This is a genomic window from Kitasatospora griseola (assembly GCF_014648555.1).
Lineage (GTDB): Bacteria > Actinomycetota > Actinomycetes > Streptomycetales > Streptomycetaceae > Kitasatospora > Kitasatospora griseola.
The window spans coordinates 61,026-86,392 of record NZ_BMRI01000028.1; the positions used below are offsets into that span (position 1 = coordinate 61,026).

Here is a 25,367-nt window from a genome sequence, read left to right on the forward strand (position 1 = left end):
CATGCGGATCGACGTCGTCACGATCTTCCCCGAGTACCTGGAGCCGCTGAACGTCTCGCTGGTCGGCAAGGCGCGGGCCCGCGGTCAGCTCGACGTGCACCTGCACGACCTGCGGCAGTGGACCACCGACATCCACCGCACCGTGGACGACACCCCCTACGGCGGTGGGCCCGGCATGGTGATGAAGCCCGAACCGTGGGGTGCGGCGCTGGACGCCGTCCTCGCGGCCGGCCCCGAGGACGAGGTGCCGACCCTGGTGGTGCCCACCCCCAGCGGTCGACCGTTCACCCAGGAACTCGCCCAGGACCTGGCCTCCCGCAACTGGCTGGCCTTCGCGCCCGCCCGTTACGAGGGCATCGACCGTCGGGTCATCGAGGAAGCCGCGACTCGGATGCCCGTGGTCGAGGTCTCCATCGGCGACTACGTCCTGGCCGGCGGCGAGGTCGCCGTCCTGGTGATGGTCGAGGCGATCGCCCGACTGCTGCCCGGCGTGCTCGGCAACGCCGAGTCGCACCGGGACGACTCCTTCGCCCCCGGCGCCATGGCCGACCTGCTGGAAGGGCCGGTGTACACCAAGCCCGCCGAGTGGCGCGGCCGTGAGGTGCCGGAGATCCTGCTCAGCGGCCACCACGGGAAGATCGCCCAGTGGCGGCGCGAGCAGGCTTTCGCCCGCACCCTCGCCAACCGGCCCGACCTGGTGGCCCGTTGGCAGCGCGACGCGTTCACCAAGAAGGAACGCGAAGCGCTCAGCGTCCTCGGCCTGGCCTGGGACGACGCTGCCGGCCGATTTCGGTCTGCGGTAGAGCCTGTGGAAGAATAGGCGACTGCTGTCTGTCGCCCGACTCCCTCCGTGGGGGTCAGTGGACCGGTGCCCCCGCCACGGGGGGTTCATCGTCAGCCGAAGCGACCCGCAGTACCACCCAGTTGAGACGAATTTCCGTGGGCGGCCCGTGGCGCCTGCGATGGAGAGCAACGATGAGCAACAAGCTCGCTGCTGTCGACGCGGCCTCGCTGCGTACCGACATCCCCGCCTTCCGCCCCGGCGACACCCTGAAGGTGCACGTCCGAGTCATCGAAGGCAACCGCTCGCGCGTCCAGGTCTTCCAGGGCGTCGTCATCCGTCGTCACGGCGCCGGCGTCGGTGAGACCTTCACCGTCCGCAAGGTCAGCTTCAACGTCGGTGTCGAGCGCACCTTCCCGGTGCACACCCCGGTCGTCGAGAAGATCGAGGTCGTGACCCGCGGTGCGGTCCGCCGCGCCAAGCTGTACTACCTGCGTGACCTCCGCGGCAAGGCCGCGAAGATCAAGGAGAAGCGCGACGCGTGATCGCGCAGGCTCGACGGGGGAAGGCCCTCCGACCGGTTTAGACCGGGAGGATAGGCTCACCCCCGATGAGCACGCACGAGCCACCGACGGACCGCGACGGCAGTCCCGCACCTACGGGTACGGACACGCCGACGCGGTCCGTTGTTGTTTCCGGTACCGGGAAAGCGGTCGGCACTGACGCCCGCCCCGAGGGCGGTACCGGGAACGTCGACCGGTCCGCTGCCCCGGACGCAGGGGGCGATGACGGGGCGACGGCCGATCCGGACGCCGAGGAAGATTCCGGCGGCGCCGAGGGCACCGAGGGCGCCGGGAGCGCTGAGAGCGCTGAGGGCGCGGCGGACGGCGAGGGCGGGGAAGACGGCGGCGGGCGGCGGTGGTCTCGGGACCTGCTGTGGATCGGCGCGGTGTGCGTGGTCGCACTGCTGCTGGTGAACGCCTTCGTGGCGCGGCCCTTCGCGGTGCCGTCCGGCTCCATGGAAGGGACATTGCGCCCAGGCGACCGGGTTCTGGTCAACCAGCTCGCCTACGCCTTCGACGGGCGCCCGCAGCGGGGCGATGTGGTGGTCTTCGACGGCATCGGCTCCTTTCTGCCCTACCGGGACGAACCGTCCGGGGTGAAGCGACTGCTGGCCGAGGCCGGACTGGCCCCGGCCGGCGACACGGTCTACGTGAAGCGGGTGATCGGGGTGGGAGGCGACCGGGTCACCTGCTGCGACTCCGACGGTCGCCTGCGAGTCAACGGGGTGCCGCTGGACGAGAGCGCCTATCTGCTCCCCGGCGATGCACCGTCGGCGGTGCCGTTCGACATCGTGGTTCCCGCCGGCAAGTTGTGGGTGATGGGCGACCACCGCAGTGCGTCCCGCGACTCCCGGGATCACCTCGGTGAGCCCGGCGGCGGCACCGTGCCCGTGAAGCGGGTGATCGGACGCGCCGACTGGCTGCTGTTCCCCCTCGGCCGGACGACCTCGCTCGACTGGCCGGCGGCATTCGCCGCGATCGAGGGGACCGGTGGCCATGGGGAGCCGCGGTAGACCCCGGGCCGCCATCGACGGGACGGCCCGCCCCGTGAGCCCACCTCCCGGTTCGCACCTCGACCCGCCGGAATCCGTGTACCTGCCGGGTCCTGCTCCTGCACCCGTTCCCGAGGGCTTCGACGGAGCAGGTGGCGGCACCGAGGCCACCGGGGTCGACGGCGCCGAATGGCCCGATGGCGCTGAGGCCGCCGGGGCCGTCGGCGCCGCGAGCGGAACCGGGAGAGTCGGCAGAAATAGGGGAGCCGGGGGAGCTGACGGAGTCGGGGGAACCGGCCTGCTGCGGGGGAGCGAGGGGGCCGTGGAGGCTGCGGCAGACGGCGGGAGCGGGGCGGTGGACAGTCGTCGGCCGGTCCGGGGCCGTGCCGAGCGGCGGCGCACCGCCAAGCGGGTCGCGCGCCGTGGGCGTCGCTCCTTTCTGCGCGAGTTGCCGGTGATCGTGCTGGTGGCGCTGGTCATCGCAGTGGTGCTGAAGACCTTTCTGGTCCAGGTGTTCGTCATTCCCTCCGGTTCGATGGAGCCGACCCTGCAGGTCGGCGACCGGGTCGTGGTGGACAAGCTCACCCCGTGGTTCGGCTCGGAGCCCGAGCGCGGCGAGGTGGTGGTCTTCAAGGACCCGGGCGGCTGGTTGGAGGGCCACCGCACGTCGTCCACGGACGGGTCGGTGCTGCACGACGTGAAGTCGGTGTTCTCCGCGGCGGGACTCCTTCCTTCCGATGACGAGCGGGACTTGATCAAGCGGGTGATCGGTGTCGCCGGCGACACCGTGGAGTGCTGTGACGCCCAGGGCCGGCTGAGTGTGAACGGCACCCCGGTGGACGAGCCGTACATCGCGCCCGGCAACGTGCCCTCACGGATCACCTTCAAGGTGACGGTCCCTCAGAGGCGGCTGTGGGTGATGGGGGACCACCGGGACCTGTCCGCGGACTCCCGCTACCACATGGGCAATCCCGGCTCCGGGACCATCCCGGTGGCGAACGTGGTCGGTCGTGCGTTCGTGGTCGCATGGCCGCTCTCCCACTTCGGTCAACTGGGTGTTCCTGATTCACTCTCCTCTCTGCCGGTGCAAGTGGCAGGATCATCGGCCGTTGGACCGATTCCTGCGGAACCCCCGCTCGTTATGGGTGTGTTGGGCGTCCTCCCGGCTGTTGTTCGGCGGTGGAGAGCGCCCTGGCGGGCCGGGCCGATGGCTGACTGACCTTCCGGTCGGCGCGTGGAAACACGGGCTTGCCGACCGGGAGTGATAGAGAAGTGCTGAAGTGCTCGGTTCCGGCCTGGTGTCGGGCGTGCCCGGGTAGGGCAAGCCAGAGGCGGGTTTTCGATCGATCGCAGAGTGTGGTGCCCGCTGTGCGGCACTGGTGAGCGCGGACGCGCAGGCGTCCGCACAGCAGGGAGGAGATGTCGTGGGGGATCTGGTGATCGGTGCCCGCTCAGGTGCTCCGGAGCCCGACGGGGAGCCTTCGGGCAACGCCGACGGGCGACACGCGGAGGACGGTGACGCCCTGCGGGCGTCCGAGTCCGATGCTGCGGAGGAGAGCGACTCGGAGGCGTCGGCCGGGGCCAAGAAGGCTCCCAAGCAGCGTTCCTTCTGGAAGGAGCTGCCGATCCTGGTCGGCATCGCGCTGATCCTGGCGTTGGTGATCAAGACCTTCTTCGTCCAGGCGTTCTCGATTCCGTCGGGTTCGATGGAGAACACGCTCCAGGTCGGCGACCGCGTGCTGGTCGACAAGCTCACCCCGTGGTTCGGCTCGGAGCCGGAGCGCGGCGAGGTGGTGGTCTTCAAGGACCCGGGCGGCTGGCTGAACGACGAGCCCGCCCAGCGCAGCAACAACGCCTTCGTGCGCGGCGTCCAGGACGTCTTCAGCTTCATCGGGCTGATGCCGTCCAGCGACGAGAAGGACCTGATCAAGCGCGTCATCGCGGTCGGCGGCGACACCGTCGAGTGCCAGGGCTCCGGTCCGGTCAAGGTGAACGGCATCGCACTCGACGAGCCGTACATCTTCCCGGGCAACACCCCGTGCGGGGAGAAGCCGTTCGGTCCGGTGAAGGTGCCGGACGGTCGGATCTGGGTGATGGGCGACCACCGCGCCAACTCTCTGGACTCCCGTTTCCACATGGACCAGCCGGGCGGCGGCACCGTCCCGGTCGGGAACGTCGTCGGCCGCGCCTTCGTGGTGGCCTGGCCGATCGGCGACTGGGCGACGCTGCCCGTTCCCGACACCTTCGACCAGAAGGGTCTGGCGGCCGGCGGGCCGCTCGCCCCGACGCTGGCCGGTGCAGCCCTGGCCGTCCCCGCCGTGTGGTGGGTGCGCAAGCGCCGTCGCTGACCGGTCCCAGACCGTCCGCGATTGACTCTTGCGCGGGCCGTGGTACTCGTGAGTAGTCTGCTCGCACGTGCCACGGCCCGCAGTGCTGTCCAGCCCAGGACGGCCACTCCCGGGCAGGCAGCGAGCGCTCGCCCGGAGCGCGTGAGCGCCAGGAGAGGGCGAAGCCGATGACCAGCGTCGCGGAGCGGACACCGCCCACCGAGGCCAGACCCGCCCGCCGTCGGAGCTCGGCGTCGATCGTGCAGAGCCTGGTGATCGCGATCGGCTTCGTGATGCTCGTCGGGGGCTTCGCGATGCTCGCCATCCAGTACCGGCCCTACAAGATCCCCACCGGGTCGATGAGCCCCACCCTGGGGATCGGCGACACCGTCCTGGCCCACACCGTTGACGGGGCGTCGGTCGGACGCGGTGACATCGTGGTCTTCCAGGACCCGGATTGGGGCAACGCCACCCTGGTCAAACGCGTGGCCGCGGTCGGTGGCGACACCGTCTCCGGCGACCGCGAGGGACGGATCACCGTGAACGGCCACCAGGTGGACGAGCCCTACCTGGCGAAGACGCCGGTGCCCACCACCGTGTTCTCGGTGACGGTGCCCGAGGGGCGGCTGTTCCTGCTCGGTGACTTCCGCGGGAACTCGATGGATTCTCGCAGCCATCTGGACGTGGCCTTCGGTTCCGTTCCGGCCTCCGGAGTGAAGGCGCGGGTCGAGGCGGTGATCCTGCCGCTGTCCCGGGCAGGGTTGGAGGGGCGCACCGCGGCCTTCGACGAACTGGGTGCGCCGCGTGCGCACCAGGCGGGTGCGCTGCTGCCCGCCGGCTGGACGGCGATCGGCGGGGCGGCCCTGATCGTGCTCGCCTCGGCGGCGGGCTGGGCGGTCTCGCTGGGTCGCAAGCTGGGGGGACGGCGGAAGGCCTGAACCGGGAGCCGGTGGCACCCCGGGGCCGGCCCGGAAACGTGCGCAGAACCTCAGGACGGAGCTGAACCAGGTGGTGGCCGAGCGTCGCAGAGCCGTCCGCGTGCTGCTGGTGGACCCGGACGGGCGCGTCCTGCTGCTGCACGGAACCGATCCGGCCACGCCGGGCGTCGACTGGTGGATCACCCCGGGCGGCGGCATCGAGCCCGGTGAGAGCCCGGCCGAGGCAGCCCGGCGCGAACTGGGCGAGGAGATCGGGCTGACCGAGGTGGAGTGGGGACCGCTGGTTGCGTACGGCACGGTGGAGTTCTCCTTCCGGGGCAGGGACTACGAGCAGGAGCAGTGGTTCCACCTGGCCCGCACCGGCCGGGGCGAGGTGGCACTGCGGCAGAGCGGGGCGGACGAGCACGCGCTGCTGCTCGCCGTCCGCTGGTGGACGGTGGGGGAGTTGAGGACCACCGAGGAGACCGTGTATCCGCGCGGACTGGCCGCGCTGGTGGAGCAGGTTCTGACGGAAGGGCCGCCAGAACTGCCAGTACGGCTCTGAGCACTGGCCCAGTGGTCCACAATGGGGTGGACGTGACGAGTGAGGGGACGCTTGGAATGAGTGCCGAAGACCTCGAGAAGTACGAGACCGAGATGGAGCTCAAGCTCTACCGGGAGTACCGGGATGTCGTCGGCCTGTTCAAGTACGTGATCGAGACCGAGCGGCGTTTCTATCTGACGAACGACTACGACCTGCAGGTGCATTCGGTGCAGGGCGAGGTCTTCTTCGAAGTGGCGATGGCGGATGCGTGGGTCTGGGACATGTACCGACCGGCCCGGTTTGTTCGGAAAGTCCGCGTGCTGACTTTCAAGGACGTGAATATCGAGGAGTTGGCCAAGAGCGATCTTGAGCTGCCCTCGGACGACTCCGCGTTCGGGAACTGACCGCTCTGCGGCTGAACGGCCGGCCCGGGAGTGCCCCGGGCCCGACTGCCCGGGGTGGGCGAGGAACGGCGCGGCCGACCGCGCCCTTCCCTCCGAGCGACCGCACCTTGAGGAGCTGCGGCGATGCCCGGGTCACCGAGACTGGTCGCCGAGATCGCCGATTGTCCAGCGCATTTTTGAGTTTGTCGCTCGAACGAGCGAGCTAAGTTATCCACAGGCCCGAGTTATCCACAGGCCTGGCGATTTCGCTGGTCCACTTCCCGGCTGTGACGGCAACCTTCCGGCCGGAGGTGATTGCCGTGCAGAATCCCAACAAGTTTTCCACCAACGGCCTCGGACGCTACGGCGAGGAGGTCGCCGCCCGCCGGCTCATGGAGTGCGGGCTGTGCATCCTGGAGCGCAACTGGCGCTGCGCCGAGGGTGAGCTCGACATCGTCGCCCTGGACGGGGACACCCTCGCGGTGTGCGAGGTGAAGACCAGGTCCGAGCGGGGCTTCCAGCAGCCGTCCGAGGCGATCGACCAGACCAAGGCCGACCGACTGCGCCACCTCGCCGAACGGTGGCTCGCCGAACGCTGGCCGGAGCACTTCTCCCGGCTGGTGCTGGCCGCCGCCGAGCGGGTGGACGGCGGCGAGCCCCTGGGCGAAGCCGCAGCAGGCGGACCGGCGCCCCCGCCGCCAGGGGGAGTGCGTATCGACCTGGTCGCCGTGGTCAACCCGCTCAGGGGCGCCGCCGCGGTCGAGCACCTGCGCGGGGCGGTGTGAGATGGCCTTCGCCCGTACCTGCTCGGTCGCCCTGGTCGGGGTGGACGGTGTCGTGGTCGAGGTGCAGGCCGACCTCGAACCCGGACTCGCGGCCTTCAGCCTGGTGGGCCTCGCCGACAAGGCCCTCCTCGAAGCCCGTGACCGGGTCCGCGCAGCCGTCTCCAACAGCGGCGAGAAGTGGCCGCTGCGCAAACTCACCGTGGGCCTCACCCCGGCCTCCGTACCCAAGAGCGGCAGCGGGTACGACCTGGCCGTGGCCTGCGCCGTACTGGCAGCCGCCGAACGGCTCGACCCCGCGTCGATCGACGGCCTGCTGATCATCGGCGAGCTCGGACTGGACGGCCGGGTACGTCCAGTGCGCGGCATCCTGCCCGCAGTACTCGCCGCGGCGGACGCCGGCTACCGCCAGATCGTGGTCGCCGAACAGACCGCCGCCGAAGCCGAATTGGTGCCGGGCGTCTCCGTCCTCGGCGTACGAAGCCTGCGCCAACTCATCGCCATCCTCACCAACGCCCCCGTCCCCGACGAGCCGCCCGACCCGTCCACTGGCCGTCCCGACTCCTCGTTCGCCGGACTGCTCCTCCCCGGGCTCGGCGTCCGGGACGTCACCTCGGAGCAGGCGTGCCGACCCGACCTCGCCGACGTGGCCGGACAGCACGAAGCCCGGCAAGCCTTGGAGATCGCCGCCGCTGGCGGCCACCACCTGTACCTGAAAGGGCCGCCCGGAGCCGGCAAGACCATGCTGGCGGAACGGCTCCCGGCCCTGCTCCCACCACTGACACAGGCCGAGGCACTCGAAGTGACCGCGATCCACTCCGTGGCCGGCCTACTCCCACCCGACCGCCCGCTGATCGACACCCCGCCCTACTGCGCTCCGCACCACTCGACCACCATGCCCGCCATCGTGGGCGGCGGGACGGGCCTGCCCCGACCTGGCGCCGTCTCCCTCGCTCATCGCGGCGTGCTCTTCCTCGACGAGGCACCCGAATTCCCGGTCCGGGTCCTCGACGCCCTGCGCCAACCCCTGGAATCGGGGGAGGTGATGATCGCCAGAGCCGCGGGCTCGATGCGGCTACCCGCCCGCTTCCTGCTCTGTCTGGCCGCCAACCCCTGCCCCTGCGGCCGCTATTCGTTGAGAGGAGAAGGCTGCGAATGCACACCCGTCATGGTCAACCGCTATCAGGCGCGCCTGTCCGGGCCGCTGCTCGACAGAGTGGACCTCCAAGTTCAGGTGGCCGGAGTCAGCAGGGCCGAACTGATGCAACAAGGCGGAAAAGCGGAGAGCACGGCCACGGTCGCCGAACGCGTGAGACAGGCCCGCGAGCGAGCCGCTGCTCGCCTCGCCGACACCCCGTGGCGGACGAACGCCGAAGTGCCAGGGCACGAACTGCGCACGCGCTGGCAACTCGCACCCGGCTCGCTCACCGACGCCGAGCGTGACCTCGACCGAGGTCTGCTCACCGCACGAGGCCTGGACCGAGTCCTCCGCGTCGCTTGGACGGTCGCCGACCTCGCGTGCCGGCCTCGCCCCACCCGCACCGACATCCAGACCGCGCTCACCCTCCGCACCGGAGTCCAACGCGTCACCCGACCGACCGACCGCCGACCCGACATCTACTACGACGCGGACGCCGACCTGGGCGCCGAGCTTTGACCATCCATCACGTGGCAGGCAACTGGCAGCGGCGGTCAGCAATGCCGGCCACTGCACAGGCCGCCGGGCAGCGGCGTCGCTCCCGTACCCACCCATCCCATCCACCCGCCCGTTGGTCAAACGGCCGCAGGAGGAGCATTCCGTGACCGCAGCAGTTCCAGCACCCCGGCAGGACATCGATCCCGCGACAACAACATCAGCGGTGCTCACACCGCCACTCGGCAGCCCGGTTCGCGACAGCGACACCACACACCCGCACGGCCCGGCCCGCCCCGGGCGAGCCCAGCCCGGCAGGCTTCACCTGGTGGGTGAGCCCAGCCTGCCGGGCCCACCCGACAACCCTTGCCCGCCCCACCCGCCGGACGACCACCCGCCGGACGGCCGCCCGCCCGACGACCGCCCGCCGGACGGCAGCCACGACGGCTTGCGCCACCTGATTTGGGGAGCCGGCCCGCCGGGCATCCACCGGCCGAATCCGGACATGGCAGACCCAGGCCTGTCAGCGTCGGATACGGCAGGCAGCCCCAGTCGTGCCGTGCACGCCGCCGTAACGAGTCGGCACTGCACGGCCGAACCGGTCGCCGCAGGTCATGCCACTCGGGTGGGGACGGTGCGGGGCGATCACCGGCTCATCCGCCCCACTCGGTGGGCTGCACCAGCGGCCACGCCGGACCCGCCCGAGCCCGAGCGGGTGGCTCGGGCGGCACTCACCAGGCTGATCGAACCGGGTGACGCAGCCATCGGCCGGGCGATCCAGCGGCTCGGTGTGGTCGGCCTGGTGCAGGGCTTCTACAGCGGAGCATCGCCGGGTCGGCTGGGGCTCGGAGTGGACCGGATCACCGCCTACCAGGAGAGGTTGCGAAAGTTCAACCCGGCCACCGACCTTGAACGAATCGCCAAGCTCGGTGGGAAGTTCATCATTCCGGGCGACACCGACTGGCCCTCACAGCTGGACGACCTCGGCGACAGCCGCCCGGTCGGACTGTGGGTCCGAGGCCGGCCGGGGCCGCGGCTGCCGTCGCTGCGCCTGCTCGCGCTGAGATCGGTCGCCATCGTCGGATCCCGGGCCTGCACCGCATACGGGCGGCACATCGCCGGTCAACTCGGCTCGGAACTGGCCGAGCGTGGCTGGGTGGTGGTCTCCGGCGCCGCGTACGGCGTCGACACGGCCGCCCATCTGGGCGCGCTGGCCGTCAACGGGATGACGATCGCGGTCCTGGCCAGCGGGGTTGACATCTGCTATCCGCGAGGGAACGAGGCACTGATCCACCGGATCGGGGGCGACGGGCTGCTGGTGAGCGAGCTGGCACTCGGGATGAACCCGACCAGGTTCAGGTTCGTGCTGCGCAACCGAGTGATAGCGGCGCTCACCCGCGGCACCGTCGTGGTCGAGGCCGCGCCGCGCAGCGGCGCGCTCAGTACCGCGCGACGCGCCATGGATCTGAATCGGCACACGATGGGCGTCCCCGGCCAGGTGACGTCCGAACTCTCGGCAGGAGTCCACGCGTTGATCAGGAGCGGCGCAGCGACCCTGGTCACCAGCGGCGCCGAGGTGGGCGAGCTGATCGGCTCCGTCGGCGGGGACCTGGCGCCGGAGCGAGTCGGACCGATCCTGCCCCGGGACGCGCTCGCACCGCCCGTGGCCCGCGTCCTGGAGGTGGTCCCGGCAAACGCGGACGGTGCGCCGGTGCAGCGACTCGCCCAGTACGCCGCGCTCTCCCCGCAGGAGACCGTGCACCACCTGCACGAGCTGAGCTCGCTGGGCTTTGTCGAACGGCAAGGCGCGCACTGGAGGCTGGTGCGACGCAAGTGATCGGATCTGCGCAACAGCGGACACGGAAGGTCGACCGAACGGAGCATCCCGTCAACAGGAAGGAACCCCAGGTGAGTTGAGAGCGGCGCCGAGACGGTTGAGCCCAGGTGGGCGATATCGGTGAGCGGGTGTGACGCGAGGATTCCGGCGTGTCAGGAGAGGTCTGCGCTGGTCGGCGGCCTGGTGGAGGCAGGACGCTCGGCAGCCGGTCGGGGTCCGCGCCGCGACGCGCCGGGGGAGCCCAGCACTGCCACCGGATCGAGCGACGCCCGAGTGGCGGTAGCACTGTGCAGCGACTTGGTCACGCTACGCTCCCTTATGGCGTCCCTATCAGCACATGACTCGGCAGAACGGCGCAGACCAACGCATGGCCACTCACATTCCCGGACACAGGGTGACCGGTGACGGTCGGTCCCCGGACGGGCCGGGGGCCGAGATCCGCAACGCCGCGGAGTTGCGGGCCAGGTCCTCGGGAGTCGTGGGAGTGACGAGGTCGGGCACACCCCCGACCGCGACCCCACAGTCCCAGGCCCGTCCCACCTCGCCCTCGCCCCTTCCCCGTCCCCCCGTCCCGCAGGGGCCGTCGGACCGGCAGTCCTCGGCGCGCCCCTCCGTCGAACGCCCAGGCCAGCTGCTGCCCTGCCCACAGGCAGTGCCGTCGAGGACCGCGGCCCAGCCGCGGCCGCGCGGCGACGAGACCGGCGGCCCCCCGGACGAGCCGGGGCCGTTCGGTGGTCGGCATGCCGATCGGTCAGGTACCGGCGAGCCGGACACCGGCCAGCCAGACGGCGGCAGGCCGAGCGGCGATCGGTTCGGCGAAGGCCAGGCCGGCGGTGGGCCGCGGCCCGGGGAGGGCGCGGCCGAGGTGCCGTCGGCCGAGGCGGCCTCCGCCGACGCGTCGCCTGCGAGCGGCCGGCCGGTGCGCGGCCAGTCGAGGCGCGGTGCCCGGTCGAAGGCCAAGCCGGGGGAGCCGCCGGTGCGGAGCTCGCAGGTTCGCCGGCAGGCGAGTGGCCCGGAGGCGGAACGTTCCCTGAAGGCGGGAACCCCGCCATCGGCGTCGGCATCGGGCCCGGAGCAGGGCGCGTCGCAGCCCCGGCCGCAGCCCCAGCCCCACCCGCCGGGTGGGCAGCAGCCGGCCGGGTCGCCGGTCGCGTTGCCCGGGCCGGCCTCGGGGCCGCCGGCGGTGACGGCCAGGTCGTTCGCGTCCGAGACGTCCGAGGGAGAGGAAGGTTCGGCGGGAGTGGGTCGCAGCCCGGGGGCGTCTGCAGGTGCGACGGTGCCCGCGCCGGCGGTGGCGGCCCCGGCGGGGGGCGTCGGGTTGGGCGGCGCGGGTGTGGCGGAGGAACCGGCGGCGAGCCAGGGGAAGGGAGGTGCGCGAGGCAGCGCGAAGAGCGGGGATCAGTCGGCGCTTCAGGCGCTATGGCGTTCGTACAAGGAGAAGGGTGACCAGGGGCTGCGCGACCAGCTGATCCTGCACTACTCGCCGCTGGTGAAGTACGTCGCGGGTCGGGTCGGGGTCGGGCTGCCGGCCAACGTGGAGCAGGCGGACTTCGTGTCCTCGGGGGTCTTCGGCCTGATCGATGCGATCGAGAAGTTCGACATCGATCGGGCGATCAAGTTCGAGACGTACGCGATCAGTCGGATTCGCGGCGCGATCATCGACGAACTGCGGGCGCTGGACTGGATCCCGCGGTCGGTGCGGCAGAAGGCGAAGGCGGTCGAGCGGGCCTACGCCACCTTGGAGGCACGGCTGCGGCGGACGCCGCACGACCCCGAGGTGGCGGCGGAGATGGGCATCGCGCTGGACGAGTTGCACACCATCTTCAGTCAGCTGTCGCTGGCCAACGTGGTGGCGCTCGACGAACTGCTGCACTCGGCGGGCGAAGGCGGTGACCGGCTGACCCTGATGGAGACGCTGCCGGACAACGGCGCCGACAACCCGGTCGAGATCGCCGAGGACCGCGAGCTGCGCCGTCTGCTGGCCTCGGCGGTCAACACGCTGCCCGATCGGGAGAAGACGGTGGTGACGCTCTACTACTACGAGGGCCTGACGCTCGCCGAGATCGGCCAAGTGCTCGGGGTGACCGAGAGCCGGGTCAGCCAGATCCACACCAAGTCGGTGCTGCAACTGCGGGCGAAGATGTCCGACGCCCGCTGAGCCGGGATGACGGCGGCGCGACGGCGGTGCGACAGCAGCACGGCGGTGATGGCGGAGCGACGGCTCCGGGGTCGACGGATCGGCGGGTGCGCGGTGTGGGCCCCCGTCGGCCGTTGACGTCCGTAGAGTTGGTGCGTGCCGAAAATCCGGGCGGCCACGGTGGCCGAGCATCGACAGTTGCAGCAGGCAGCGCTGCTGGACGCCGCGCGCGTCCTGTTGGCGGAGGGCGGCAGGGAGGCGCTGAACTTCGGGGCCCTCGCTGCGCGTGCGGGGCTGGCCAGGTCCTCGGTGTACGAGTACTTCCGGTCCAAGTCCGAGCTGGTGGAAGCGCTCTGCGCGGTGGACCTCCCGTTGTGGGCCGCGGAGATCGAGGCCGGCATGGCGGCCTGCGACGGTGCGGTCGAGCGGATCGAGGCGTACGTCCGGGGGCAGGTGGCGCTGGCCACCGATCCGGTGCACCGTGCGCTGGTGGCCGTCGCCGAGTTCGAACTCGACGACGCCGCGCGGGCACGGATCAGAGCCGCGCACACCGGCCTGACCGCCATGGTGGTGCGCACCCTGGAAGAACTCGGCCATGCCAGGCCGGCCGTCGCGGCCGCGCTGCTGCAGGGCGTGGTGGAGGCGGCGGTCCGCCAGATCGACCGGGCCCGGGAGACCGCCGACGCGTCGGAGATCGCCGATGCCTCGGTGCGGTTCGCCCTGGACGGCCTCAGGACGGGCAGCGCAGACGGTACGGGTACAGACGCCTCCGGTGCTGGCGGCACTGCTCAGGTCGGGACGGATTGCGGCGCGAGCTCGGGCGGAAGCTGATCCGGCGTCAGGGCGAGTCGAGCGGCAGCAGGCGGGCCCGGCCGGTGCCGAGCAGGGCGAGCGGGTCGAGGTAGCGGGCGCCGCGGAGCAGGCCCCAGTGCAGGCAGTCGACGGGGCAGTGCCCGGAGTCGGCGGTCAGTTCGCCGATCCGGTCGCCCGCCGATACCGCCGTGCCGACGGGGACGGACCCGGCCACCGGGAGGTAGGTGGTCCGCAGTGGGGGAGTGCCCGAGCCGGTGTGGGTGATCACCACGACGGGGCGCCCGGCCACCTGCCCGGAGAACGTCACCACGCCGGGCGCGGCCGCGCGCACCGCCGTCCCGGGCGCGGCCGCCAGGTCCACGCCGCGGTGCCCGGCCGCCCAGCGCGTCGGAGGCGGATCGAACCGCCGCACCAGCGCGGACCGATCACCCACCGGCCACACCCGCCCGGGCCCCGGCCCCGCCACCTCGGGCCCCGCAGCAGAGAACCCCACCGCGACCACCCCCGTCGCCGGACCTCCCGAACCACCCCCGCCGCCGACCATGGTGACGAGCCCCAGCAGCACTGCCCCCACCCGGCAGAACACGCCCCACCACCGCACGCCAACCTCCTTCGGTCCTCGGCGCCCCAACACGGCGAAACCGGCACAGCACCGGCACCCGGCACAAACCACGACAAGCCCGCTCGGCGGGTGTGGCCCCACCATGGAGGTCGCAGCGCCGGTGTCGCCCGTCGATTCCGGAAGCTGTGGACAGACCGGGGGCTGTGGACAACTGCCGTCCCCCGCAGGGGTGAACGGTGGGCGGCGGCCCGCCCGCAGCGGTGCTGAACAGGGCGGCGGGACCGCACGGAGTCGCCCGTCGCTCGGGGCTTCCCGTACACTTCACACGCGACCCGGTCCGCCGGGTCGACTTCGCACGCCCCGCCACCGACGGCCCGCCCCCTTCCGGGAACGGTCGCCCGGTGCGAGTGCCGCTCGGTCCGCCGAGCCTGCCGAGGCCGCAAGCCCCGTGCAGGCCGAGCGGCTTGGCACGTCGGGGCGTCAGGCGTGGCGGTCGCCCGACCGACACGGACAACCGAGAGTCCCGGCACCCCGCAGAGCGCACCTGCCTCGCGGCGAGCCGGGCAACACAGAGGAGCACGGCACATGGCCGTCGTCACGATGCGGGAGCTGCTGGAGAGCGGCGTCCACTTCGGTCACCAGACCCGTCGTTGGAACCCGAAGATGAAGCGTTTCATCTTCACGGAGCGCAACGGCATCTACATCATCGACCTCCTGCAGTCGCTGAACTACATCGACCGCGCCTTCGAGTTCGTCAAGGAGACCGTTGCCCACGGCGGCAGCGTCCTCTTCGTCGGCACCAAGAAGCAGGCCCAGGAGGCCATCGCCGAGCAGGCGACCCGCGTGGGCATGCCGTACGTCAACCAGCGCTGGCTGGGCGGCATGCTGACCAACTTCTCGACCGTTTACAAGCGTCTGCAGCGCCTCAAGGAGCTCAGCGAGATCGACTTCACGGATGTGGCCGGCTCGGGCCTCACCAAGAAGGAGCTCCTGGTCCTCCAGCGCGAGTACGACAAGCTGGAGAAGACCCTCGGCGGTATCCGCGACATGCAGCGCGTTCCCAGCGCCGTCTGGATCGTGGACACCAAGAAGGAGCACATCGCGGTCGGCGAGGCCCGGAAGCTCAACATCCCGGTCGTCGCCATCCTCGACACCAACTGCGACCCGGACGAGGTCGACTACAAGATCCCGGGCAACGACGACGCGATCCGCTCCGTCACCCTGCTGACCCGCGTGATCGCCGACGCCGTCGCCGAGGGCCTGAAGTCCCGCGCCGGTGTCGCCAAGGGCGACGCGAAGGCCGAGCCGGGCGCCGACCAGCCGCTGGCCGCCTGGGAGAAGGAGATCCTCGAGGGCGAGAAGGCCGCCGAGGCCCCCGCCGCCGAGGCTGCTGTCGAGGCCCCGGCCGAGGCCGCTGCCGAGGCTCCGGCCGCCGAGGCCGAGCAGGCCTGACGTACCACCAGGGTGAGGGGCACCGGCCGGGCTGAGCCGGTGGGTGCCCCTCTCTCCCGTGCCGGAGACCCGAACCCGGGGCCCCGGCACTTTCCCACGCAGACACGCGAGACGTGAGAAGAGATCACACGATGGCGAACTTCACCGCCGCGGACGTCAAGAAGCTCCGTGAGCTCACCGGCGCCGGCATGATGGACTGCAAGAAGGCTCTGGACGAGGCCGAGGGCGACGTTCAGAAGGCCGTCGAGCTCCTGCGCATCAAGGGCCAGAAGGGCGTTGCCAAGCGCGAGGGCCGCGACGCCTCCAACGGCGCCGTCGCCGCGCTGATCGCCGAGGACAAGAAGTCCGGCGTCCTGGTCGAGCTGAACTGCGAGACCGACTTCGTCGCCAAGGGTGGCAAGTTCGTCGAGGTCGCCGACGCGATCGCCGCGCACGTTGCCGCCACCTCCCCGGCCGACCTGGAGGCCGCGCTGGCTTCCGAGATCAACCCGGGCCAGACCGTCCAGCAGTTCGTGGACGAGGCCAACGCGACCCTGGGCGAGAAGATCGTCTTCCGTCGCTTCGCGCAGTTCGACAACGACGGCTTCGTCGGCGTCTACATGCACAAGTCGGACCCGGACCTGCCGCCGACCATCGGTGTCCTCGTCGAGCTCGACCAGGAGAACGCCGAGACCGCCAAGGACGTCGCGCAGCACATCGCCGCCTTCGCGCCGAAGTACCTCTCCCGCGAGGAGATCCCGGCCGAGGAGCTCGAGAACGAGCGCCGCGTCGCCGAGGCCACCGCTCGCGAGGAGGGCAAGCCCGAGGCTGCCCTGCCGAAGATCGTCGAGGGTCGGGTCACCGGCTTCGTCAAGGAGAACGCCGTCCTGGAGCAGGCGTTCGCCAAGGACAACAAGAAGACCGTCGCCAAGGTCCTCGACGAGGCCGGCGTCGCCCTCAAGCGTTTCGTTCGCTTCCGCGTCGGCGCCTGAGACCGTTCCGCGCAGCTCCTCCCGCCAAGTCCGGCCCCGGGCCGGACATAAGGTAGGAGAGCGCCCGTCCGCAAGGACGGAGGAACGCGCCGACCGAGCCCTCCAGTACCCCGTGAGGGCGGCGTCGGCACCATGAACGAAGAGGAGGCCATTGCCGTGCAGGAGACCGTACCGGTTCCCGCGGCAGTGGCCTCCTCTCGTATGCACGGCACCGGGCCCGCACGTCCGGCGCCGTGAGTAGCACTTGCAGATCTGCTGACCAGCAGGCGGAGAAGGGAAAGTCCATGCAGGAGACGCAGGAGACCGCGCCGGACGGCACCCGCCGCCGGGTACTGCTCAAGCTGTCCGGCGAGGCGTTCGCCGGCGGAGGCGGCCTCGGCGTCGACCCGGATGTGGTGCACGCCATCGCCCGTGAGATCGCCACGGTGGTGCGCGCGGGTACGGAGGTCGCCATCGTCATCGGCGGCGGCAACTTCTTCCGCGGCGCCGAGCTGCAGCAGCGCGGCATGGACCGGGCCCGCTCCGACTACATGGGCATGCTGGGCACCGTGATGAACTGCCTCGCGCTCCAGGACTTCCTGATCAAGGAGGGCATGGAGACCCGCGTGCAGACCGCGATCACCATGGGCCAGGTCGCCGAGCCGTACCTGCCGCTGCGCGCCATCCGGCACCTGGAGAAGGGCCGCGTGGTGATCTTCGGCGCGGGTATGGGCATGCCCTACTTCTCCACCGACACCACTGCCGTGCAGCGGGCGCTGGAGATCCACGCCGATGTCCTGCTGATGGGCAAGAACGGCGTCGACGGGGTCTACGACTCCGACCCGCGCACCAACCCCGCCGCGGTCCGGTTCGACTCGCTGGACTACACCGAGGTGATCTCCCGCGACCTCAAGGTCGCCGACCTGACCGCGATCACCCTGTGCAAGGACAACCGCCTGCCGATCCTGGTCTTCGAGCTGCTCGCCGAAGGCAATATCGCCCGCGCGGTCAAGGGTGAGAAGATCGGCACACTCATCAGCGAGGACTCCGCCCAGGCCTAGTCGCCGGGCGCCGAGTAGCAACAGCCGTCCGGGGCACCGGTACGGCACAACAGCAGATGAACCGGACAGGGAGCACACAGTGATTGACGAGACCCTCCTCGAGGCCGAGGAAAAGATGGAGAAGGCCGTCGGGGTCGCCAAGGACGACCTCGCCGCCATCCGTACCGGCCGTGCACACCCGGCGATGTTCGCCAAGATCGTCGCGGAGTACTACGGCGCCCTGACGCCGATCAACCAGCTGGCCTCGTTCTCCGTTCCGGAGCCGCGGATGGCGATGGTCACCCCGTTCGACAAGACCGCGCTGAAGGCCATCGAGACCGCGATCCGCGACTCGGACCTGGGCGTCAACCCGTCGAACGACGGCTCCGTCATCCGGGTGGTGCTGCCGCAGCTCACCGAGGAGCGCCGCCGCGAGTACATCAAGCAGGCCCGCGGCAAGGGCGAGGACGCCAAGGTCTCGGTCCGCTCCGTCCGCCGCAAGGCCAAGGACGCGATCGACAAGCTGGTCAAGGACAAGGAGATCGGCGAGGACGACGGCCGCCGCGGCGAGAAGGAGCTCGACGACCTGACCGCCAAGTTCGTGGCGCAGATCGACGAGCTGCTGAAGCACAAGGAAGCCGAGCTGCTGGAGGTCTGACCCCAGACCCCGCGCGTACGCCCCGGACCGGCGGCCCGTCCGCCCGGCCCGGGGCGCGGCTCGACCCGGGCCGGCGCCACACGGGTCACTCGCGCGGCGGCCTCCGGTATGGCGAGGGGGCGGCGCGGCACAGACTCAGTTCATGCCCCCCGCCCAGGAGACCTCCGTGGCCCAGACCGACCAGCAGCCCCGCAAGCCGCGCGGCGGCCGCAACCTGCCCGCCGCGATAGGTGTGGGAGTCGGCCTCGGGGCGGTGATCGCGGCCTCGCTGTTCGTGGTCAAGGCGGTCTTCATGGTGGTGGTGGCCGCCGCCGTCGCCGTCGGCATCTGGGAGCTCACCAGCCGGCTCGCCGAGCGCAAGGACATCCACGTCCCGCAGATCCCGCTGCTGGTCGGCGGCGTCGGCATGGTGGTGGCGGGCTACTTCGAGGGCGGTCAGTGGGCGGCCGCGATCCTGGCGCTCACCGGGCTGGCGATGATGGTCGCCCGGATGGCCACGCCGCCGGAGAACTTCCTGCGCGACATAACGGCCGGCGTGTTCACCGCCTTCTACGTGCCGTTCCTGGCGACCTTCGTCGCGCTGATCCTGTCCGCCGACGGCGGCGCCTGGCGGATCCTGCTGTTCCTGGTCGTGACGATCTGCTCGGACACCGGCGCGTACGCCGTCGGCTACAAGTTCGGCCGCACCAAGCTCGCCCCGACCATCAGCCCGGGCAAGACCCGGGAGGGCCTGGCGGGCGGCATCGGCCTGTCGATGATCGCCGGCGCGCTGCTGATGCACTTCGTGATCGACGGCGGCTCCTGGTGGCAGGGCCTGATCCTGGGCGGCTGCGCGGCCGTCACCGCGACCCTCGGCGACCTCGCCGAGTCCATGATCAAGCGTGACCTCGGCATCAAGGACATGGGCACCCTGCTCCCCGGCCACGGCGGCATCATGGACCGCCTCGACTCGCTGCTCCCGACCGCCCCGGTGGTCTGGCTGCTGCTCACGGTCTTCGTCGGCAGCTGAGGCCCCGTCATGCCACGGCCCCCGGCGACGGGGGCCGTTTTTCGGTTGAGGCCGCCGTTCCCGCTCGGTACCGTCCGCAGTGGCGGAGGGGGTGCGATGGGCAGACGGCGGTACGTGGCGCGCGGTGTTCCGGGCGGCTACCGGATCTGGGACAACCGGGCGCAGCGGTGGTGGGGCGACCTGTACGAGCTGTGCCCGGACGAGCTGGTGGCGGGTCTGAACGCCCGGGTCGACCACGCGACGCTGACGGCGCTGCTCAAGCGGCACCGGGCAGCCAGGCGGTAGCGACGGGGCAGCGTCCGCGGTCTGCGACACTGGACGGACCATGCCTAAGCCCGGAGAACTGACCTTTGTCGCGCCGCGCGGCGCCAAGCCCCCGCGACACCTTGCCGACCTCAGCCCTGCCGAGCGCAAGGAGGCCGTCGCCGAGCTGGGCGAACAGCCGTTCCGCGCGAAGCAGCTGTCGAACCACTACTTCGGCCGGATGTCGAACGACCCGGAGAGCTGGACGGACATTCCGGCCGCCAGCCGGGGCAAGCTGACCGAGGCGCTGCTGCCCGAGCTGATGTCGGTGGTGCGGCACGTGTCGTGCGACGACGACGAGACCCGCAAGACGCTGTGGAAGCTCTTCGACGGGACGCTGGTCGAGTCGGTGCTGATGCGGTACCCGGACCGGGTGACGATGTGCATCAGCTCGCAGGCCGGCTGCGGCATGAACTGCCCGTTCTGTGCGACCGGCCAGGCCGGGCTGACCCGGAACCTGTCGACCGCGGAGATCGTCGAGCAGATCGCCGCCGGCATGCGCGACCTGAAGTCCGGGTCGGTGGCCGGTGGCGAGGCGCGGCTGTCCAACGTGGTGTTCATGGGCATGGGCGAGCCGCTGGCGAACTACAACCGGGTGCTGTCGGCGATCCGCCGCCTCACCGACCCGGCGCCGGACGGCTTCGGGCTCTCCCAGCGCGGCATCACGGTGTCCACGGTGGGCCTGGTCCCGGCGATGCACCGGTTCGCCGACGAGGGCCTGAGCTGCCGTCTGGCGCTGTCGCTGCACGCCCCGGACGATGAGCTGCGCGACGAGCTGGTGCCGGTGAACACCCGGTGGAAGGTCGCCGAGGTGCTGGACGCGGCGTGGAACTACGCGGAGAAGTCCGGCCGCCGGGTGTCGATCGAGTACGCGCTGATCAAGGACATCAACGACCAGGCGTGGCGGGCGGACCTGCTCGGTCGGCTGATCAAGAACCAGCGGGTGCACGTGAACCTGATCCCGCTCAACCCGACGCCGGGTTCGAAGTGGACGGCCTCCCGTCCGGAGGACGAGCGGGAGTTCGTCCGCCGGCTGCAGGCGCACGGCGTGCCCACCACCGTCCGCGACACCCGCGGTCAGGAGATCGACGGCGCCTGCGGTCAGCTGGCCGCGGCGGGCTGAGGCCCCAGCAGCACGAACGCCCCGGTGGTCCCCCGTGACGGGTGGACCACCGGGGCGTTCCGCGTCCGTGGGTGCTACCGCAGCGGGCAGAGCGCCAGCGTGAGCCCGCCGGTGACCAGCAGGACGGTGCCGGCGGCGAGGGCGCGCAGGGCGAGGGTGCCGGTGAGCAGGCCGGCCGGCGTGCCGAGGCGGTCCAGGACGGCGAGGGTGTCGCGGCGGTCGCCGCGCAGTTCCAGCAGCCGGGCGGCCAGGGCGGCGACGGCGCAGGCCAGGATCAGCAGGCCCTCGACCAGCAGGAGCGCGGGGACGTCGGTGTCGTGGCGGGACCACTCGCGGCCGGCCACCAGCAGCAGGGCCGAGACGCCGGTGAGCACGGCCAGCGGTGTGCCGAGGCGGGGCGCCTGGGCGGTGAGCGCCCGGCCGGCCAGCAGCCGCAGCGGGGAGGGGCGGCGGATCACCGTCAGCCGCCCGGCGAGGGCGAGCAGCGGGCCGGTCCACAGGGCGAGCGCGAGGGCGGCGAGGATCCAGCCGGCCAGCAGGGCGGGGCTGGTGGCGGGCAGGCCGCCGGGCAGGTCGAGGGTGCGTTCCGCGTCGGTGGCGCCGGGCCGCAGTCCGTACAGTTCGAGGCCGATCCCGGCGAGCAGCAGGGGAGCGGGCAGGGCGAGCCGTCGGGCGCTCCAGCGGGGCCGGGCGGGTTCGGCGGGTCGGCCGGGCAGGGTGTCGGGGAAGCGGACGGCGCAGGCCGCGGCGACGCCGGCGACCAGCGTGGGGACGGCGAGCAGGGTGACGGGCGCGGCGACGGGCAGCGGGACGCCCATGCCGATGTCGGCGGCGAGCGAGGGCCCGGCGATGTCGTTGCGCAGTACCAGGAACAGCAGCAGGGTGAGGCCGGAGCCGAGGGCGCAGGCGAGCGCGATCTCGCCGGCGATCAGCAGCCGGATCCGGCCGGGTCCGACGCCGGCGGCGGCGAGGCCGGTGATCCGCTCGGGGTGCTGGGCGGGGACGGCGCGGGCGGCGACGGCGGCGAACCAGGCGACGGCGGCCAGCGGGGGCAGGCACCACAGCAGCCGGTCGGGGCCGCCGGTGGGTTCGGCCAGGGCCCGGCCGAGGGCGCGCAGCAGGAAGGCGGCGACCACGGCGGCGGCGCCGGCGGTGAGCAGCCAGCGGGCCAGGTCGAGGGCGCGGTAGCCGCGGGCGAGTCCGAGGTAGTACACGTCGGCCCTCTCAGTGCCCGGCGGGAACGGCGGGGACGGCGGCGGGCTCGGCCGTGATCCGGCCGTCGACCAAGTGGACGGTGCGGTCGGCGTAGCGGGCGAGTTCCGGGTCGTGGGTGGCGAGGACCAGCGTCAGGTGGTGGGAGCGGGCGGCGCTGGCCAGTATCCGCAGGACCTGTTCGCGGGCGTCGCGGTGCAGCGGCGCGGTGGGGTCGTCGGCGAAGACCACGGGCGGTTCGGGGGCGAGGGCGCGGGCGACGGCGATCCGCTGGCGGCGGTCCTGGGGGAGGTCGGCGGGCCGGAGCTTGGCGCAGTCGGCGACGTCGAGGCGGTCGAGCCACTCGGTGGCGGCGCGGTGGGCGGCACGGTGGCCGGCGCCGGCCAGCAGCAGCGGCAGGGCGACGTTCTCACGGGCCGTCAGTTCCGGGACCAGGTGCGGTTCGGAGCCGACCCAGCCGAAGCGTTCGCGGCGCAGCCGTTCGCGTCCGGCCCGGCCGAGGGTGTGCACGGGGGAGCTGTGGAACCAGACCTCGCCCTCGTCGACCGGGAGTTGGGCGGACAGGCAGCCGAGCAGGGTGGACTTGCCGGAGCCGCGCGGGCCGGTGACGGCGAGCATCTCGCCCTCACGGACGCGGAGGGAGACGCCGCGCAGCGCGGGGGTGCCGTGGTGCGACTTGACGATGCCTCGGGCCCAGAGCACGTCGTTGTCGGGCGGGGCCGCTGACATGTGATCCATCCAGGTGCCGACGGGGATATGACAGTCGTCAGATTAGAACGATCGGACGGCCGTGCGGGTGCGCCGCACTGACCCGAACAGGGAGGAATCGCCGCGAAAGCGGCGTGTTGGCCGCAGATTCGTTCCCGGGTACGCCGAAGGGCGGTCCCGACGGTGAGGTGTCGGGGCCGCCCTTCGGTGGAGGGTGGGGCAGAAAGCTCAGGTGATCAGATCTTCGCCCACGCGTCGGTCAGGCTGGTCCGCAGGATCTGCTCGATCTCGTCGAAGGTCGACTGGTCGGAGATCAGCGGCGGGGCCAGCTGGATGACCGGGTCGCCACGGTCGTCGGCGCGGCAGTACAGGCCGTTGTCGAACAGAGCCTTCGACAGGAAGCCGTAGAGGACGCGCTCGACCTCTTCGTCGTTGAACGACTCCTTGGTGACCTTGTCCTTCACGAGCTCGATGCCGTAGAAGTAGCCGTTGCCGCGGACGTCGCCGACGATCGGCAGGTCGCGCAGCTTGTTCAGGGTGCCCAGGAACGCCGACTCGTTGTCGAGGACGTGCTGGTTCAGGCCCTCGCGCTCGAAGATGTCGAGGTTGGCCAGCGCCACCGCGGAGGAGACCGGGTGGCCACCGAAGGTGTAGCCGTGCAGGAAGGTGTTGTCACCCTTGTAGAACGGCTCGGCCAGGCGGTCCGAGATGATGGTGGCGCCGATCGGGGAGTAGCCCGAGGTCATGCCCTTGGCGCAGGTGATCATGTCGGGCTGGTAGCCGAACTTGTCGGCGCCGAACATGGTGCCCAGGCGGCCGAAGGCGCAGATGACCTCGTCCGAGACCAGCAGCACGTCGTGGCGGTCGCAGATCTCGCGCAGGCGCTGGAAGTACCCGGGCGGCGGCGGGAAGCAGCCACCGGCGTTCTGCACCGGCTCGACGAAGACGGCGGCGACGGTCTCGGGGCCCTCGAAGAGGATGGCCTGCTCGATCTCGTCGGCGGCCCAGCGGCCGTAGGCCTCCGGGTCGACGGTGCCGTCGGGGGCCGTCAGGAACGACGGGGCGCGGTAGATGTTGGTGTTCGGGGCCTTGTGGGTGCCCGGCACCAGCGGCTCGAACGGGGCCTTCAGGCCCGGCAGGCCGGTGATCGACAGGGCGCCCTGCGGGGTGCCGTGGTAGGCGACCGCGCGGGAGATGACCTTGTACTTGGTCGGCTTGCCGGTCAGCTTGAAGTACTGCTTGGCGAGCTTCCACGCGGTCTCGACGGCCTCGCCGCCACCGGTGGAGAAGAAGACCTTGTTCAGGTCGCCCGGCGCGTAGTTGGCCAGGCGCTCGGCCAGCTCGACGGCCTTCGGGTGGGCGTAGCTCCACACCGGGAAGAAGGCGAGCTCCTTGGCCTGCTTGGCAGCGGCCTCGGCCAGCTCCTCGCGGCCGTGGCCGGCCTGGACGACGAACAGGCCGGCGAGCCCGTCGAGGTACTTGCGCCCCTTGTCGTCCCAGACGTAGGTGCCTTCGCCCTTGACGATCGTCGGCACGGGGGAGTTCTCGTACGACGACATGCGGGTGAAGTGCATCCACAGGTGGTCGTAGGCGGTCTTGGAAAGGTCCTTCTGCGCCGGCTCGGCTGTCATCGGGTGCCCCAGGTGTAGGTCTGTTTCCGGAGCTTCAGGTAAACGAAGCTCTCGGTGCTCCGCACGCCGGGAAGCGCGCGGATGCGCTTGTTGATCAGTTCGAGGAGGTGCTCGTCGTCCTCGCACACCAGCTCTGCGAGGAGGTCGAACGAGCCCGCGGTGCAGACCACGTAGTCGACCTCGTCGAACGCGGCCAGCGCGTCCGCGACCGGTTCGATGTCGCCCTCGACGCGGATGCCCACCATCGCCTGGCGGGTGAAGCCGACGGTGAGGGGATCGGTCACGGCGACGATCTGCATCACGCCCTGGTCGAGCAGCTTCTGGACGCGCTGCCGAACAGCCGCCTCGGACAGGCCGACGGCCTTGCCGATGGCGGCGTACGGACGGCGCCCGTCCTCCTGGAGTTGCTCGATGATCGCCTTGGAGGCGGCGTCGAGGGGAACGCTGGCGTTCCGGTCACGGTTGGCCACGCCGACACTGTGCCCGACGGGCGAAGGAATCGCAAGCGGTGGTTCTGCTGATTTCGTCGTGCAATCGATGATCAAGAACGGAATGCGTGGCGCTCCGGGCGGGGCTATGTCGATTACAGCAGTGTCGGAGGTAGTCTGGCGACGTGCACGCGCGAGCGTGCACACCGCCGATCGTGGCTTGTCGCTGACATGCTGTGTTCGCCCCGGCCCGGAGTAATCTGGCGCGCGGGGATGCAACGAGGCAGGCCCAGACCGAGGAGAGACCCGTGAGCGAGCTTCGTACGCTGCGCAACTACATCAACGGTGAGTTCGTCGACGCGGCGGACGGCCGCACTCTCGACATCGTCGACCCGACCACGGGCGAGGTGTACGCGACCTCCCCGCTGTCCGGTGCTTCCGACGTGGACGCCGCGATGGCCGCCGCAGCCGCCGCCTTCCCGATCTGGCGCGACTCCACCCCGTCCACCCGGCAGAAGCTGCTGCTGAAGATCGCCGACGCGGTCGAGGCCCGGGCCGACGAGATCGTCGACGCCGAGGTCC

At 71.3% G+C, this 25,367-nt stretch carries 26 protein-coding genes; 21 read left to right on the top strand and 5 right to left on the bottom strand.

What is annotated here, in order from left to right; all coding sequences use genetic code 11:
• Position 1 precedes the first annotated feature (1 nt).
• The 13 genes from trmD (at position 2) to IEZ12_RS27630 (ending at position 13,727) form a co-directional block, all read left to right on the top strand.
• On the top strand, positions 2–820 hold the full coding sequence (trmD, locus tag IEZ12_RS27570; RefSeq protein ID WP_189275695.1) for a tRNA (guanosine(37)-N1)-methyltransferase TrmD: 819 nt from the start codon (positions 2–4) through the stop codon (positions 818–820).
• 155 nt (positions 821–975) lie between these two features.
• A complete protein-coding gene (gene rplS / locus IEZ12_RS27575; protein ID WP_043916173.1) occupies positions 976–1,326 on the top strand; it encodes a 50S ribosomal protein L19 in 351 nt (116 codons plus the stop codon).
• A 65-nt stretch (positions 1,327–1,391) separates the two neighbouring features.
• On the top strand, positions 1,392–2,357 hold the full coding sequence (gene lepB, locus IEZ12_RS27580) for a signal peptidase I (RefSeq protein ID WP_189275665.1): 966 nt from the start codon (positions 1,392–1,394) through the stop codon (positions 2,355–2,357).
• Positions 2,358–2,691: 334 nt separating this feature from the next.
• A complete protein-coding gene (lepB, locus tag IEZ12_RS27585; protein ID WP_308431088.1) occupies positions 2,692–3,555 on the top strand; it encodes a signal peptidase I in 864 nt (287 codons plus the stop codon).
• A 205-nt stretch (positions 3,556–3,760) separates the two neighbouring features.
• Complete coding sequence (gene lepB / locus IEZ12_RS27590) at positions 3,761–4,684, top strand: signal peptidase I (protein WP_152645288.1); 924 nt, start codon at positions 3,761–3,763, stop codon at positions 4,682–4,684.
• 167 nt (positions 4,685–4,851) lie between these two features.
• Complete coding sequence (lepB, locus tag IEZ12_RS27595; RefSeq protein ID WP_189275667.1) at positions 4,852–5,601, top strand: signal peptidase I; 750 nt, start codon at positions 4,852–4,854, stop codon at positions 5,599–5,601.
• Positions 5,602–5,671: 70 nt separating this feature from the next.
• Positions 5,672–6,145, top strand: coding sequence for an NUDIX hydrolase (locus tag IEZ12_RS27600; RefSeq protein ID WP_229848143.1), 474 nt, complete (start codon positions 5,672–5,674; stop codon positions 6,143–6,145).
• A 56-nt stretch (positions 6,146–6,201) separates the two neighbouring features.
• On the top strand, positions 6,202–6,528 hold the full coding sequence (locus tag IEZ12_RS27605; RefSeq protein WP_043916176.1) for a DUF2469 domain-containing protein: 327 nt from the start codon (positions 6,202–6,204) through the stop codon (positions 6,526–6,528).
• A 290-nt stretch (positions 6,529–6,818) separates the two neighbouring features.
• A complete protein-coding gene (locus IEZ12_RS27610; protein WP_189275700.1) occupies positions 6,819–7,292 on the top strand; it encodes a YraN family protein in 474 nt (157 codons plus the stop codon).
• A 1-nt stretch (position 7,293) separates the two neighbouring features.
• Positions 7,294–8,946 (top strand): YifB family Mg chelatase-like AAA ATPase, encoded by a 1,653-nt coding sequence (locus IEZ12_RS27615; RefSeq protein ID WP_189275669.1) that lies wholly within the window; start codon positions 7,294–7,296, stop codon positions 8,944–8,946.
• A 481-nt stretch (positions 8,947–9,427) separates the two neighbouring features.
• Positions 9,428–10,759, top strand: a complete 1,332-nt coding sequence (gene dprA, locus IEZ12_RS27620) for a DNA-processing protein DprA (protein WP_373295536.1) — start codon at positions 9,428–9,430, stop codon at positions 10,757–10,759.
• A gap of 1,333 nt (positions 10,760–12,092) precedes the next feature.
• On the top strand, positions 12,093–12,917 hold the full coding sequence (whiG, locus tag IEZ12_RS27625; protein WP_189275671.1) for an RNA polymerase sigma factor WhiG: 825 nt from the start codon (positions 12,093–12,095) through the stop codon (positions 12,915–12,917).
• A 159-nt stretch (positions 12,918–13,076) separates the two neighbouring features.
• Entirely contained in the window at positions 13,077–13,727 is a 651-nt protein-coding gene (locus tag IEZ12_RS27630) for a TetR/AcrR family transcriptional regulator (RefSeq protein ID WP_189275704.1), read from the top strand.
• A 7-nt stretch (positions 13,728–13,734) separates the two neighbouring features.
• On the opposite strand, the gene IEZ12_RS27635 is transcribed toward IEZ12_RS27630, so the two are convergent.
• The gene (locus tag IEZ12_RS27635) at positions 13,735–14,310 is read right to left on the bottom strand and encodes a M23 family metallopeptidase (RefSeq protein WP_268250275.1); all 576 of its coding nucleotides are present in this window, start codon (positions 14,308–14,310) and stop codon (positions 13,735–13,737) included.
• Positions 14,311–14,856: 546 nt separating this feature from the next.
• Here IEZ12_RS27635 and rpsB point away from each other — a divergent pair.
• From rpsB to rlmN, 7 genes are all read left to right on the top strand, one after another.
• Positions 14,857–15,723, top strand: coding sequence for a 30S ribosomal protein S2 (gene rpsB / locus IEZ12_RS27640; RefSeq protein WP_043916179.1), 867 nt, complete (start codon positions 14,857–14,859; stop codon positions 15,721–15,723).
• A 131-nt stretch (positions 15,724–15,854) separates the two neighbouring features.
• A complete protein-coding gene (gene tsf, locus IEZ12_RS27645) occupies positions 15,855–16,694 on the top strand; it encodes a translation elongation factor Ts (RefSeq protein WP_043916180.1) in 840 nt (279 codons plus the stop codon).
• 284 nt (positions 16,695–16,978) lie between these two features.
• Complete coding sequence (gene pyrH, locus IEZ12_RS27650; protein ID WP_043916181.1) at positions 16,979–17,734, top strand: UMP kinase; 756 nt, start codon at positions 16,979–16,981, stop codon at positions 17,732–17,734.
• 79 nt (positions 17,735–17,813) lie between these two features.
• A complete protein-coding gene (frr, locus tag IEZ12_RS27655; protein ID WP_033256297.1) occupies positions 17,814–18,371 on the top strand; it encodes a ribosome recycling factor in 558 nt (185 codons plus the stop codon).
• Between the two features lie 142 nt (positions 18,372–18,513).
• A complete protein-coding gene (locus tag IEZ12_RS27660) occupies positions 18,514–19,380 on the top strand; it encodes a phosphatidate cytidylyltransferase (protein WP_043916182.1) in 867 nt (288 codons plus the stop codon).
• Positions 19,381–19,476: 96 nt separating this feature from the next.
• Positions 19,477–19,665 carry a hypothetical protein gene (locus tag IEZ12_RS27665; RefSeq protein WP_043916183.1) on the top strand — a complete coding sequence of 63 codons (189 nt, stop codon included), beginning with the start codon at positions 19,477–19,479 and terminating at the stop codon, positions 19,663–19,665.
• Between the two features lie 40 nt (positions 19,666–19,705).
• The gene (rlmN, locus tag IEZ12_RS27670; protein WP_043916184.1) at positions 19,706–20,806 is read left to right on the top strand and encodes a dual-specificity RNA methyltransferase RlmN; all 1,101 of its coding nucleotides are present in this window, start codon (positions 19,706–19,708) and stop codon (positions 20,804–20,806) included.
• Between the two features lie 74 nt (positions 20,807–20,880).
• Here the strand turns inward: rlmN and IEZ12_RS40170 are convergent, their stop codons facing one another.
• From IEZ12_RS40170 to IEZ12_RS27690, 4 genes are all read right to left on the bottom strand, one after another.
• On the bottom strand, positions 20,881–22,020 hold the full coding sequence (locus IEZ12_RS40170) for a hypothetical protein (RefSeq protein WP_189275673.1): 1,140 nt from the start codon (positions 22,018–22,020) through the stop codon (positions 20,881–20,883).
• A gap of 10 nt (positions 22,021–22,030) precedes the next feature.
• Positions 22,031–22,747, bottom strand: coding sequence for an ABC transporter ATP-binding protein (locus IEZ12_RS27680; protein WP_189275675.1), 717 nt, complete (start codon positions 22,745–22,747; stop codon positions 22,031–22,033).
• A 215-nt stretch (positions 22,748–22,962) separates the two neighbouring features.
• Positions 22,963–24,357 carry an aspartate aminotransferase family protein gene (locus IEZ12_RS27685; protein ID WP_100590014.1) on the bottom strand — a complete coding sequence of 465 codons (1,395 nt, stop codon included), beginning with the start codon at positions 24,355–24,357 and terminating at the stop codon, positions 22,963–22,965.
• On the bottom strand, positions 24,354–24,827 hold the full coding sequence (locus IEZ12_RS27690) for an Lrp/AsnC family transcriptional regulator (RefSeq protein ID WP_030458782.1): 474 nt from the start codon (positions 24,825–24,827) through the stop codon (positions 24,354–24,356). The genes IEZ12_RS27685 and IEZ12_RS27690 overlap by 4 nt, the downstream gene beginning before the upstream one ends.
• 266 nt (positions 24,828–25,093) lie before the next feature.
• Here IEZ12_RS27690 and IEZ12_RS39255 point away from each other — a divergent pair.
• Positions 25,094–25,367: aldehyde dehydrogenase family protein (locus IEZ12_RS39255; protein ID WP_229848147.1), on the top strand; the 274-nt coding region annotated here is incomplete at its 3' end.

Bases quoted from the DNA above. Each gene is read 5' to 3' on its own strand.
- trmD (WP_189275695.1), top strand. From the start codon at position 2: ATGCGGATCGACGTCGTCACGATCTTCCCCGAGTACCTGGAGCCGCTG.
- rplS (WP_043916173.1), top strand. From the start codon at position 976: ATGAGCAACAAGCTCGCTGCTGTCGACGCGGCCTCGCTGCGTACCGAC.
- lepB (WP_189275665.1), top strand. From the start codon at position 1,392: ATGAGCACGCACGAGCCACCGACGGACCGCGACGGCAGTCCCGCACCT.
- lepB (WP_189275667.1), top strand. From the start codon at position 4,852: ATGACCAGCGTCGCGGAGCGGACACCGCCCACCGAGGCCAGACCCGCC.
- IEZ12_RS27605 (WP_043916176.1), top strand. From the start codon at position 6,202: ATGAGTGCCGAAGACCTCGAGAAGTACGAGACCGAGATGGAGCTCAAG.
- IEZ12_RS27615 (WP_189275669.1), top strand. From the start codon at position 7,294: ATGGCCTTCGCCCGTACCTGCTCGGTCGCCCTGGTCGGGGTGGACGGT.
- dprA (WP_373295536.1), top strand. From the start codon at position 9,428: ATGGCAGACCCAGGCCTGTCAGCGTCGGATACGGCAGGCAGCCCCAGT.
- rpsB (WP_043916179.1), top strand. From the start codon at position 14,857: ATGGCCGTCGTCACGATGCGGGAGCTGCTGGAGAGCGGCGTCCACTTC.
- tsf (WP_043916180.1), top strand. From the start codon at position 15,855: ATGGCGAACTTCACCGCCGCGGACGTCAAGAAGCTCCGTGAGCTCACC.
- pyrH (WP_043916181.1), top strand. From the start codon at position 16,979: ATGCAGGAGACGCAGGAGACCGCGCCGGACGGCACCCGCCGCCGGGTA.
- IEZ12_RS27660 (WP_043916182.1), top strand. From the start codon at position 18,514: ATGCCCCCCGCCCAGGAGACCTCCGTGGCCCAGACCGACCAGCAGCCC.
- IEZ12_RS27665 (WP_043916183.1), top strand. From the start codon at position 19,477: ATGGGCAGACGGCGGTACGTGGCGCGCGGTGTTCCGGGCGGCTACCGG.
- rlmN (WP_043916184.1), top strand. From the start codon at position 19,706: ATGCCTAAGCCCGGAGAACTGACCTTTGTCGCGCCGCGCGGCGCCAAG.
- IEZ12_RS27680 (WP_189275675.1), bottom strand. From the start codon at position 22,747: ATGTCAGCGGCCCCGCCCGACAACGACGTGCTCTGGGCCCGAGGCATC.
- IEZ12_RS27685 (WP_100590014.1), bottom strand. From the start codon at position 24,357: ATGACAGCCGAGCCGGCGCAGAAGGACCTTTCCAAGACCGCCTACGAC.